The sequence below is a fragment of the Acinetobacter oleivorans DR1 genome (assembly GCF_000196795.1).
In the GTDB taxonomy this organism is placed as follows: domain Bacteria; phylum Pseudomonadota; class Gammaproteobacteria; order Pseudomonadales; family Moraxellaceae; genus Acinetobacter; species Acinetobacter oleivorans.
Window position 1 is genome coordinate 2,930,997 of record NC_014259.1, and the last position, 12,417, is coordinate 2,943,413.

General features: G+C 42.2%; 10 protein-coding genes. 7 read left to right on the forward strand and 3 right to left on the reverse strand.

Translation table 11 applies throughout. The annotated features are described in order from the left end of the window. The first annotated feature begins 14 nt into the window (after positions 1-14). From AOLE_RS13750 to AOLE_RS13780, 7 genes are all read left to right on the forward strand, one after another. On the forward strand, positions 15-1,466 hold the full coding sequence (locus tag AOLE_RS13750) for an aldehyde dehydrogenase (RefSeq protein ID WP_013198529.1): 1,452 nt from the start codon (positions 15-17) through the stop codon (positions 1,464-1,466). An 82-nt stretch (positions 1,467-1,548) separates the two neighbouring features. Beyond that, the gene (locus AOLE_RS13755; RefSeq protein WP_171056854.1) at positions 1,549-3,435 is read left to right on the forward strand and encodes a feruloyl-CoA synthase; all 1,887 of its coding nucleotides are present in this window, start codon (positions 1,549-1,551) and stop codon (positions 3,433-3,435) included. 74 nt (positions 3,436-3,509) lie between these two features. Next, positions 3,510-4,649 carry an acyl-CoA dehydrogenase family protein gene (locus tag AOLE_RS13760; protein ID WP_013198531.1) on the forward strand — a complete coding sequence of 380 codons (1,140 nt, stop codon included), beginning with the start codon at positions 3,510-3,512 and terminating at the stop codon, positions 4,647-4,649. Positions 4,650-4,730: 81 nt separating this feature from the next. Further along, the gene (locus AOLE_RS13765; protein ID WP_013198532.1) at positions 4,731-5,981 is read left to right on the forward strand and encodes an OprD family porin; all 1,251 of its coding nucleotides are present in this window, start codon (positions 4,731-4,733) and stop codon (positions 5,979-5,981) included. Positions 5,982-6,038: 57 nt separating this feature from the next. Continuing rightward, on the forward strand, positions 6,039-6,575 hold the full coding sequence (locus AOLE_RS13770; protein ID WP_023274293.1) for a DUF3237 domain-containing protein: 537 nt from the start codon (positions 6,039-6,041) through the stop codon (positions 6,573-6,575). A 40-nt stretch (positions 6,576-6,615) separates the two neighbouring features. Further along, the gene (locus AOLE_RS13775) at positions 6,616-7,005 is read left to right on the forward strand and encodes a PaaI family thioesterase (protein ID WP_000372406.1); all 390 of its coding nucleotides are present in this window, start codon (positions 6,616-6,618) and stop codon (positions 7,003-7,005) included. Between the two features lie 33 nt (positions 7,006-7,038). Beyond that, entirely contained in the window at positions 7,039-8,790 is a 1,752-nt protein-coding gene (locus AOLE_RS13780) for a tannase/feruloyl esterase family alpha/beta hydrolase (RefSeq protein WP_013198534.1), read from the forward strand. A 65-nt stretch (positions 8,791-8,855) separates the two neighbouring features. Here the strand turns inward: AOLE_RS13780 and AOLE_RS13785 are convergent, their stop codons facing one another. The 3 genes from AOLE_RS13785 to kdgD form a co-directional block, all read right to left on the reverse strand. After that, entirely contained in the window at positions 8,856-9,569 is a 714-nt protein-coding gene (locus tag AOLE_RS13785; protein ID WP_009387748.1) for a FadR/GntR family transcriptional regulator, read from the reverse strand. 241 nt (positions 9,570-9,810) lie between these two features. Continuing rightward, a complete protein-coding gene (locus AOLE_RS13790; protein WP_013198535.1) occupies positions 9,811-11,397 on the reverse strand; it encodes an aldehyde dehydrogenase (NADP(+)) in 1,587 nt (528 codons plus the stop codon). Between the two features lie 30 nt (positions 11,398-11,427). Continuing rightward, positions 11,428-12,339 (reverse strand): 5-dehydro-4-deoxyglucarate dehydratase, encoded by a 912-nt coding sequence (gene kdgD / locus AOLE_RS13795; protein ID WP_013198536.1) that lies wholly within the window; start codon positions 12,337-12,339, stop codon positions 11,428-11,430. Positions 12,340-12,417 lie beyond the last annotated feature (78 nt).

A 12,417-nucleotide genomic window follows, 5' to 3' on the forward strand; every position in this document is an offset into this window, starting at 1 on the left:
TAAGGACACAACCCATGCAAAATGTACAGTTACTTATTCACGGTCAATCTGTTGATGCATCAAATCAGGCAACTTTTGAGCGTATTAGCCCCATTGATGGATCAGTGGCAACTAAAGCTGCTGCTGCAACATTGGAAGATGTTGATCGTGCAATAGACTCGGCACAACAAGCTTTTAAAATATGGTCGAAACTCTCGCCTACGGAACGTCGCTTACGTTTATTAAAAGCAGCCGATTTAATGGACCAAAAGACTGAGCAATTCATTGAAACTGGAATGCAAGAAACAGGTTCAACTGCAACATGGTATGGGTTTAACGTTCACCTTGCTGCCAACATGTTACGTGAAGCCGCAGCCATGACCACACAAATTGACGGAAGCCTCATTCCGTCAGATGTGCCGGGCAATCTTGCAATGGGTGTGCGAGTTCCTTGTGGTGTGATTGTTGGCATTGCACCTTGGAACGCCCCTGTCATTTTGGCAACACGTGCGCTTGCTATGCCTTTGGCTTGTGGCAACACCGTTGTATTAAAAGCATCGGAAGCCTGTCCAGCAACACATCGTCTCATTGGTGAAGTGTTACATGAAGCAGGTCTTGGCGAAGGTGTGGTGAATGTAATTACGCATGCCGCTGAAGATGCACCACAAATCGTGGAGCGTTTAGTCTCTCATCCAGCCGTGAAGCGTATTAATTTTACGGGTTCAACCAAAGTCGGAAAAATTATTGCCGAGACTGCTGCCAAATATTTAAAACCTGTTTTACTTGAATTGGGTGGTAAGGCGCCTGTCGTGGTTTTAAATGAAGCTGATATTAATGAAGCCGTAAATGCAGTCGCTTTTGGAGCATTCTTTAATCAGGGGCAAATTTGTATGTCGACCGAACGTGTTTTGGTTCAAGACAAAATTGCCGACCAATTTATTGAAAAACTGATTGAAAAAACTCGCTCTATTCGAGCAGGTAATCCAACCTCAAAAGACAATGTACTCGGTGTTTTAGAAAGTCGCCGCGCTGCAAACCGTATTCAGCATTTGTTGGAAGATGCTCAAAACAAAGGTGCTGACTTACCTTTAGGTATTCATATTGAAGACACCACCATGCAACCGACGCTGGTGCTCAATATTAAACCTGACATGCTGCTTTACCGCGAAGAATCATTTGGGCCTGTATGCACAGTTCAACGTTTTTCAAGCATTGAAGAAGGCATAGCACTGGCAAATGACAGCGAGTTCGGTCTTTCTTCAGCAGTGTTTAGCCAAAATATTTCACAGGCATTAGAAGTCGCTCAACAGATTGACTCGGGTATTTGTCACATTAACGGCGCAACCGTACATGACGAAGCTCAAATGCCATTTGGCGGAACCAAATCGAGTGGTTACGGACGTTTTGGTAGTAAAGTCTCTGTTGCCGAATTTACCGACTTACGCTGGATTACCATTCAAACCCAATCACGTCATTACCCGATTTAGTCAGGGTAATGCAGACAACAACATATTAAATAAAAATTGCATGATGCAAAAAAATAAAGCGCAGTGATGCGCTTTCCATGGAGTGAAAGAAATGCAAATGAATGCCACTCAATCACAAGACCGCGAACGGTTCGTAAAATTAGGGCAACATGATATTCATTATCACCATAAAGATGACACGCTCTATATCAGCCCAAAAGAGCAATTAAAACCGTATCCACAAAAACTGACAGATCGGTTAATTCATTTTGCACAAACCAAACCAGACCATATTTTTGCAGCAAAACGCAATGCTCAAGGTGAATGGGTCAAACTGAGTTATGCAGAAGTTTTACAACGTGCATGGCACATTGCTCAGGCATTACATGAACGTAAGTTAAGCCAAGAAAGACCTCTGGTTATTTTAAGTGGTAATGATCTCGAACATTTAACACTGTCTATGGCTGCCATGCTGGCAGGCGTGCCTTTCTCTGCTATTTCACCCGCCTACTCTCTAATTTCTCAAGACTTTGGCAAACTTAAACATGTGTTTGAAGTGCTTACACCTGGTATGGTCTATGCCAGCGATGGACAAGCTTTTGCCAAAGCCATTCAGGCATGTATTACACCTGACATTGAAGTGGTGACCAATAAAGGGATTGTGGGCGATCAGATCTGCACATCTTTTCAATCGCTTTTAGATACGCCTGTTTCAAATGTTCAAGAGTTTTACCAAACCCTTGATGAAAACCAAATTGCCAAATTCTTATTTACATCAGGTTCAACCAAACTCCCTAAAGCTGTGCCGACCACGCATTTAATGCTGTGTGTTAATCAGCAAATGTTGTTGCAGACTTTCCCTGAGTTTGAAGAAACGCCACCTGTCCTACTCGACTGGCTGTCTTGGCACCACACCTTTGGCGGCAGTCACAATGTCGGTATTGCGCTCTATAACGGCGGTACCATTTACATTGATGACGGCAAACCCGTTGCAGGAAAATTTGATGAAACCATTCGTAATCTGAAAGAAATTTCTCCGACAGTTTATTTAAATGTGCCAAAAGGTTGGGAAGAACTCACCGAAGCTTTAGAAAAAGATGAAGAATTAAGAGACCGCTTTTTTGCCAAAGTTAAAATTCTATTCTTTGCAGGTGCAGCGCTTTCCGAAGCGGGCTGGAACAGACTCGATAAAATTGCTCAGCAACATTGCGGAGAAAAAATTCGCATCATGAGCGGCTTGGGCATGACTGAAACAGCTCCCTCTTGTGCTTTTACCACTGGTCCACGGGTGATGGCTGGCTTTATTGGTTACCCTGCTCCGGGGTGTGAAATTAAGCTGGTTCCATGTGGTGACAAACTTGAGTTTTGTGTTCGTGGCAAACATGTCATGAAAGGCTATTGGCGCTTAAAAGCGGACCAGCAAAGTACTATTTTTGATGATGAAGGCTTTTTCCACACTGGCGATGCTGTTCGTTTGGTCGATGTGAATGATCCAACTAAAGGCCTGATGTACGACGGACGAATTGCTGAAGACTTTAAACTCAATACAGGCACTTTTGTGAATGTGGGCACACTACGCAACAAAGTACTCATTCAAGGTAATTTACTGGTTCAAGATGTTTGTATTACAGGTTCAAACCTGAATGCGGTTGGCTTTTTGATTTTTCCAAAACTAGATGCTTGTGCTCAACAAGCTGGCCTTAAGCTGGGCGAACATTCTCCAACAGAGATACTACAGCACCCTAAAGTCCAGCAATGGTTCCGCCAATTTTTAACGACCTTTAATAAAGATGCGACTGGTAGCTCAAATACAGTCTCCATGCTTTATTTAATGACCGAGCCACCTCAACTCGATGCAGGTGAAGTGACCGATAAAGGCAACCTTAATCAAGGCAATATTACCAAGCGTCGTGCTGCTTTAATTGATGAGCTTTATCAAAAGCAGAATGATAACCCACTGATTATTCGGGTGCCCACCTTAAAGCAATAAGCAATTGAAATAGAAAAGAAAGCTCAAATTTCGGTTTGAGCTACAGCCTCACTTTTGCCTAAAAAAGGTTCAACATGCCACACGATACAGAATTTGAACTATTTCGGGACAGCTATCGCAGATTCTTAAAAGAACAGGTTGCTCCGTATTATGAACAATGGGAATACGATGGCCTCATCCCACGTGACCTATGGCTTCGTCTTGGGGAAAATGGCTTTTTGTGCGTCGATGTACCCGAAGAATATGGCGGCTATGGCGCTCCTGTGCACTACTCACTCATGTTGGTTCAAGAAACTGCTCAAGCTGGTTTTGCATCTTTAGCGGTTGCCATTGGCGGGCAAAATGAGTTGGTCTCTCCTTACCTGCAAAATATTGGAACTGAAGAGCAAAAACGCTATTGGTTACCGAAAATGGTGACAGGTGAAGTCGTCACTGCAATTGCCATGACCGAAGCGAATGCTGGTTCAGACTTACAGGCCATACGCACTCAAGCGATTTTAGAAAATGATCATTACCGTATTAATGGTTCAAAAACTTTTATTTCAAATGGTTTGCATGCCGATCTGATCGTTCTGGTTGCGAAAACTGATCCGCAAGCTAAAGCAAAAGGCATTTCGATTTTTCTAGTCGATGCTGCGTTAGATGGCGTTAAAAAAGGCCGTTCATTACAAAAAATCGGGCTGCATGCCCAAGATACAGCCGAACTGTTTTTTGATGATGTCTGTGTGCCTACAACTCAGCGTTTGGGTGAAGAGGGACAAGGTTTTGCTTATTTAATGCAAGAGTTACCGCGTGAGCGTTTGAGCATTTCTATGATGGCTTTGGGATCAATTTTAGGGGCTATTGAAATTACTAAAGACTATGTTTTGGAACGTAAAGCTTTCGGACAACCGTTAAGTCAAATGCAAAACACACGCTTTGTGCTCGCAAACGCTCAAATCAAAGCAAAAGCCGCACAAGCCTTTGTAGATCAATGTGCAGCGCTGTATCAACAACACCTGTTAAGCGTCACTCAAGTTGCCGCACTGAAATGCTTTATTACCGATGCTCAATGTGAAGTGATTGATCAATTACTTCAGCTTTTTGGTGGCTACGGTTACATGCAGGAATACCCGATTTCACGCTTTTTTGTCGATGCGCGGGTACAAAAAATTTATGGGGGAACCAATGAAATTATGAAAGAAATCGTGGCCCGAGAACTGCTCGGAAAATAATTCGATTTAAAAACCAAACAAGGCTGACACAACAACTAAGCCTTATTGAAAACAAAAAATGTTATTTCAGGAAGAAATGCTATGTCGAAATTATGGATGTACTCTACCCTCATGCTCTCTGGTTCAGTGTGGGCTGGCAATTTTATTGACAACAGCTCAGTAGAACTCACCACACGAAATTTCTATTTTGACCGCGACTACCAAGAGCAATCTGCTTACCCTGCTGCCAAGGACTGGACACAAGGTTTTATTCTTAAAGCCAACTCAGGTTATACCGAAGGGACTGTTGGTTTTGGGCTGGATGTGCTTGCAACGGCGGGTTTTAAACTCGATGCCGACGCAGAACATGGTGGTACAGGAAACTTACCTAGAGACACGCGTACTAATGAACCTGCTGACTCTTATGGCGAAATTGGTGTCACAGCAAAAGCGAAAATGAGCCAGACCGAGCTACGTATTGGTACGCTCATGCCAATGAATCCGGTGTTAGTGGCTTCACCTGCTCGTTTGCTTCCTCAAACCTATCGAGGCATTTCACTGACCAGTAAAGATATTAAAGATTTTGATTTACAAGCGGCTTACCTCGATAAAGTGAATCATCGGGATTCGACCAACTATGAAAAAATTAAAATTTCAGGGGTGAATGGACGATTTAAAAGTGCTGAAACTGATGGTCTCTATTATTTAGGTGGAAACTATCAGCTTGATCCAACAATCAAACTCACCGCTTTTTACATGGATGTTGATGATCTTTATAACCAGACCATGGTCGGTGCCCTACACCAACATAAAATTAATGACACCACTAATCTTAGCTCGCAATTACGCTATTACCGTAGCCGAGATGACGGACAAGCAAAAGCAGGCTTAGTCGATAATGATCTTTATCATGCGCATTTCGAACTTAAACATCAAAACCATAAATTTATTTTTGGAACCTTCCAACATCACGGCGACACCGCGTTTCCGTATTTGACTGGTGGTGAAACTGGGCTTCTCATAGACACATGGCCGGGCGAGTTTTTAAACCCAAAAGAGAAAGCCTATAGCTTCCGCTATGAATACGACTTTAAAGATTATGTGCCGGGTTTACGTTTCATGACTCGTTACACCACAGGTCACAATATTTATGCACCCAACTTAGGTGGGACCAATCTAAAAGAACGCGAAACAGACTTTGATTTAGGCTACACGGTTCAAAGTGGCTGGTTAAAAAATCTAGGGCTACGCGCGCGTTATGCCATTTATGACAACAACATGCTCTCTACAGCCAACATCAAACCTGTAAACGAAACCCGCATCAACATTGACTACACATGGAAATTTAAATAATTCAAAACGAGAGGTTCTGTCACACATAGAACCTCTTTTTATTTCGGAAAATTCATCATGAAGAAAGTTGTAACGCTACTCTGCGGAATGAGTCTGATTGCCCTGACTCATGCCGAAACTCAATATAGCCCACCGCCCATTCAGCTAGAGCCTTTAGCAAAATTTAGTGTGGATTTAAATGCGCCTGTTTGGGAATTAGGCACAACCAGTGATGCTGGTAAACGCCGAATTATTCCTATTACAGGTGGAACATTTGAAGGGAAATCGCTTAAAGGCCGCATTTTAAATAATGGCGCAGATTGGCAAATAGTCGATAGTAAAGGACTAGCCATTATTGATACGCGATATTTGTTAGAAACCGATGACGGTGCACTCATTTATCTTCAAACCAAAGGTTACCGACATGGCTCGGCAGAAACGTTAAAACAGCTTGCTCAAGGCAAAGATATCGACCCGAAAAATTACTATTTCAAAATTACCATGCAGTTTGAAACCAGCTCACCAAAATATTCATGGCTTAATCAGACTGTTGCAGTAGGTAGTGCAATGCGCTTGGGCAAAGCGGTTATTTATGATGCCTATACCCTGAAATAATAATTTTTATAACACTTACAAAAAGGATGAACGCTTCATTATGGATCAAAAAACTTTAGAACACTTACCGCCCATCCACCACCATTTGGGTGGACATAATATCCATTGGAATGACAAAAACACTGAACTCACTATCCACTACACGGCACTAGAAAGCTTTACCAATCCACGCGGCACCGTTGAAGGCGGCATGATCTGCGCCATGCTTGACGACGTGATGGGACTTTTTGCATATCTCGCCAATGACCGTAAACCAGCTACCACCATCAACTTAACGATGGATTTTTTAAGACCCTGTGCTGTAGGCGAAGTCATTACAAAATGCCGTTTCATTAAACAAGGCAAAACCGTACTGAATCTCGAAAGTGAAGCTTGGCAAAACAACAAAATGATTGCACGAAGCACAGCTAATTTTCTGGTTTTAGATTAATTGCAAACATTCATTCAATAAGGATATGAATAAATGAATTACACCAACAATAAACGAATTTTAACCCATTCCGCTTTAGTGCTTGCCATGCTTGGCGCTTTGGTAGGCTGTGGAAGTGATAATGATGACACATCGGCTCCCTCAACAACCAAACCGCCTCAGTTGTCTCCTGCTGTGGGTGTAAAAATGACAGGAAGCTGTTCAGACTTACTCGGATTTCAATACAACAATACCGTGATTAGCTCAGCCACTCTTCAAGAGGCAGGCACATTAACTGTAGCCAACAAACCAATTGGCGCTCATTGTTTGCTCAAAGGATATATGGACCAACGTGTAAGCCCTATCGATGGACAAACTTATCAAATTGGTTTTGAAATGCGCCTACCAATAGATTGGAACGGCCGTTTTCTCTATCAAGGTAATGGTGGAACCGATGGTAACTTAGTACCTGCAACAGGTCAGGTCGGCAGCGGTGGTCCACTGACCAATGCTCTACATGATGGTTTTGCTGTTATTTCTTCCGATGCAGGACATAATGCTTCACAAAATCCAATGTTTGGTTTAGACCCTCAAGCCAGAATTAACTATGGCTATGGCGCAATTACCAAACTCACGCCTATGGCAAAAAATCTAATTAAAACAGCATATGGTAAATTGCCAGATCGCTCCTATGCAGGTGGCACATCAAACGGCGGGCGTCATGCCATGATTGCTGCAACCCGTTTGGGCGACCAATATGATGGAATTTTGGCAAGTACACCGGGTTTTCATTTACCTCGTGCAGCCGCGGCTCAACTCTACACAGCGCAGCAGCTTCGTCGTGTCGCAACAGATGAAAATGACCTAAGTACGGCTCTTACCCTTTCAGAGCGTAAAGTTATAGCAAAAGCGATTTTAGATCGATGCGATGCTTTAGACGGTGTTGCAGATGGCTTGGTTCAAGATGTCGAGGCTTGCCGTACGGCTTTTGATATTCGCCAACATGTACCCGTTTGTTCAAGCACAAGAGATGGTACTTGTTTGAGCGCCGAACAAATTGATGTATTAGCCAACATTTACCGAGGTCCTGTAAATTCGGCTGGACAAGCGCTCTATGCAACCCAGCCTTTCGACCCCGGTTTAGTCGGCAGTAACTGGGCAAGCTGGAAATTCGAATCTTCGGTGGGAACAGCACGAGACCCAGTTGCAGTTGGAATTCTTTTTCAGGTTCCACCAGACCCAACTGTGACTCAAAATTCTAGACAATTTGCCTTTAATTTTAACTTCGACACCGACTATCCAAAACTATCGGCAACCAATGATGTATACACTGAAAGCTCCATGTCATTCATGATGCCGCCTGATGAATTGAATCTGGATAAACTCCGTAATCATGGTGGAAAAATGATTGTGGTACAAGGCACAGCAGACGGTGTTTTCTCTGTAGATGACACTCAAAATTGGTACGATCAACTGCTACAACACTATAAAAATGATGCAAAAGGTACAGCACCTGAATTCGCACGTTTCTTTAGAGTTCCGGGCATGAACCATACCCGTGATGGCATAGCGACCGACCAATTTGATGCATTGACTGCTTTAGTTAACTGGGTGGAATATGGTCAATCACCTGACAAAATCATTGCAACTGCACGCGGCGCAGGTAACCCGAGTGGTCAAGTGAATACTGAACTTCCACAAGACTGGGCACCAGACCGCACCCGCCCACTTTGTCCTTACCCACTCATTGCCCGCTACAATGGTCAAGGCGATAGTGAAAAGGCTGAAAACTTTAGCTGTAAATAACATCCTATAAAAAAAAGAGAGCTTAAATAAGCTCTCTTTTTTTTATCTTAATCTTAGCTCAAGTTTTACTGCTTAAACTTTTTAATACTTTTAGACAAATGAGCTCGCATCATTTGTCGAGCCAACAAACCATCCTGATCGACAATTGCGTTATAAATATTGACATGATCATGGTGAACCGCTTTTAAATATTCTTCACGGTTTTCAGGGCTTTGCTCAATAGATTTTAAGCGTGCACGTGGAATAATTTTTTCACCCAGATACTTTAAAAAATCAACGAAATATTGATTTTCAGAAGCTTCAGCAATGGCAATATGGAAATCATAATCAGCTTTTACTGTGCCATCATTTGCATCTGATGAAATATGACGTTCAAAGTCTTCAAGTGCAGCTTTCATTTTATCGATGTGGATTTGCTTACGGCGCTCAGAGGCTAAAAAAACAGCTTCAGACTCAAGGCTAATTCGAAGCTCAAGTAAAGAAACAATATCGTTAATAGTTTCTAAACTGGCATTAGATAGCAAAAAATTCTGTTCAATAGTCTGCTCTTTTACAAAAGTACCAATCCCGTGACGAGTTTCGACAAACCCTAAAGAGCGCAACTCAGTGATTGCTTCTCGAATAACAGAACGGCTTACTTCAAAAGTTTCAATTAATTCAAGTTCGGTCGGAATTTTCTCTCCAACTTGGAAGTCTCCAGACTGAATTTTTTCGATCAGTTGTTCTACAATAATCTGGCTTAGTTTTTTTGTTGATCTAGGTTTAATTGCACTAGACATAATCTGAAGAACTCATGAAATGTTGAAAAAATTAGAAAATTCATTTTACTATAAACTTAGACGATAGTCATATTCGGTTTTTATGCCTCTAAGCTATTAAAATTAAAATATTTTATCTTCCTTTTCAAACACTCACATATATTTAAAAAGTAAGCAACTTGTGCTTATTTCAATATTTAATAATGCGTTGAATAAGCTAAAAAATATGCAGCGCAATACCTTTGATTGAGCTGCACAATTTTTAAATTTGAGTCTGAGTTAACTGCCCATTGATCAAACGAGTAATCTGTAGCGGATTACTGTCTTTTAGTGCATCAGGTAATAATACTTGTGGCGTATTTTGGAAACATACCGGACGTAAGAAGCGTTCAATTGCTCCCGTACCTACCGAAGTTCCGCGTGCATCACTGGTTGCAGGGAAAGGACCACCATGCACCATAGCGTCAGACACTTCAACTCCTGTCGGGAAGCCATTAAACAATACACGACCCGCTTTGCCTGTTAACAAATGAAGAAGCTCACCTGCTTGAGATAATTCAGCGTCATCACCAATAATGGTTGCCGTAAGCTGGCCACCTAAAGCGTCAATTCCTTTTAATAAGGTTGCCTCATCTTCTACACCAATCACAATTGACATCGGTCCGAAAACTTCATGTTGTAGTTTTGGGTTGCCTGATAGTAAAACAGATTGTTCCGCTTTAAATAGATGTGCTTTTGCTTGAGAAACTAGCTCGGCCTCTTGACCTGTCGCAACTACTTCAAAACCAGCTTCACTGTTTAGAGCTTCAATACCTTGACAGTAGCTTTTTAAAGTACCTTGATTCAACATGACCTGTGGCACAGCTTTTTTTGTGCTTTCAGCTAAAGCTGCTACGAAACTGTCAAATTCAGGACCTTGTACGCCTAAAATTAACCCTGGTTTTGTACAGAACTGGCCACATCCCATATTAAATGAGGCAACCGTATCCTGAGCGATTTGTTCACCACGAGCACTAAGCGCTTGAGATAAAACCACGACTGGGTTCACACTCGACATTTCAGCAAAGAATGGAATTGGCTGAGGACGACTCTGCGCAATGTTATAAAGCGCCATTCCGCCTTCAAGAGAACCTGTAAAACCAGCTGCTTGAATGAGTGGATGTTCTACTAAGTTTGCGCCAATACGAGCACCAAAAATCATATTAAATGTGCCTTTAGGCATATCGCAAACTTCGATTGCTTTTTCAATGGCTTCTGCAACAAGCTCAGCAGTCGCCATATGTCCAGAATGCGCTTTAAACACAACTGGACATCCTGCAGCTAAAGCAGCCACGGTATCACCGCCAGCTGTTGAAAATGCAAGAGGGAAATTACTCGCACCAAACACAGCAACTGGTCCTACCCCTACTTTGTATTGACGCAAATCAACACGCGGTAAAGGTTTACGTTCTGGCAATGCCACATCAATACGAGCACCGTAAAAATCGCCGCGGCGTAAAAGTTCAGCAAACAGTCGTAGCTGACCTGTAACACGGCCGGTTTCACCTTGAAGGCGAGCAAGTGGTAAGCCTGTTTCAAGTGAAGCGACTTCTTGTAAGTTCGCACCTAATGCTTCAATTCGACTAGCAATTTCTTCAAGAAAAGAGGCACGTTGTTCTTGAGAAGTTTGGCTATAAACTAAAAAAGCGTTATGCGCAGCTTGAGCAGCTTGATCTACCTCTTCAACTGTTGCCTGACTAAAAACATAACCAGTTGGTTGATAGTCTTTTGCACCCACACTTTCTAGAGCGGGTGTATTTGCAGCAACGCGTTGACCATTAATAAATTGCTGACCATTATTTTTACTCATTTTAAAGCTCCAATGCCTAAAGAGATAGAATTATTGCGGGCCAAGTGTCGCAATGAGCGCAGCCAAATCTTCATAATCTGCGTGAGTTAAATCACTTAATGGTGGACGCACTGGACCTGCGTCGTGCCCAACAATTTTGGCACCTGCTTTAATCATACTTACCGCATAACCTGATTTACGGTCGCGAATTTTAATCAATGGCAAGAAGAAATCTTTAATCAAACGATTGGTTGTTTCAAAGTCATCACTGCGAAGCGCGTTATAAAACTCCATTGCAGTCTTTGGAATAAAGTTAAATACAGCTGATGAATAAACTGGGCAACCTAGGGCTTTATATGGCGCTGCAAAAACTTCTGCTGTTGGCAGGCCACCTAAATACGACAAACGATCGCCCATAGTTTGGGTCACTGCCGTCATCATATCGATTTGACCAGAGCTGTCTTTAAAGCCAATTAAGTTCGGACACATCTCGGCTAACTTTTGGATTGAATCGAGATTTAATCTTGAAACGCTACGGTTATAAAAAATTACACCAAAGTCTACTGAGTTACATACTTGCTTAACGTGTTCGATCAAACCTTCTTGGCTTGCTTCAGTTAGGTAATGCGGCATTAACAAAATACCGTGTGCACCTAAGCGCTCTGCTTCTTTTGCCTGTTCAATCGCCTGACGTGTCGGACCACCTGCCCCAGCAATAATCGGTACACTACCTTTACAAGTATCGACAGCTGTTTTAATCACGTCAGAGTATTCACTTCCAGTTAACGAGAAAAACTCACCTGTACCACCCGCAGCAAATAATGCACTTGCACCATAAGGCGCTAACCATTCAAGACGTTTTGCATAAGAAGATTTGTTAAAGTCCCCATTTTGGTCAAAGTCAGTAACCGGAAAAGAAAGAAGGCCATCAGAAACAATGTTTTTTAACTCAAGAGCATCCATTAGAAAATATCCATACATGTTTATGTTGTCAGACATCTTACATCATAAATTTTATTTTAATCAATATATTTTTCCTCT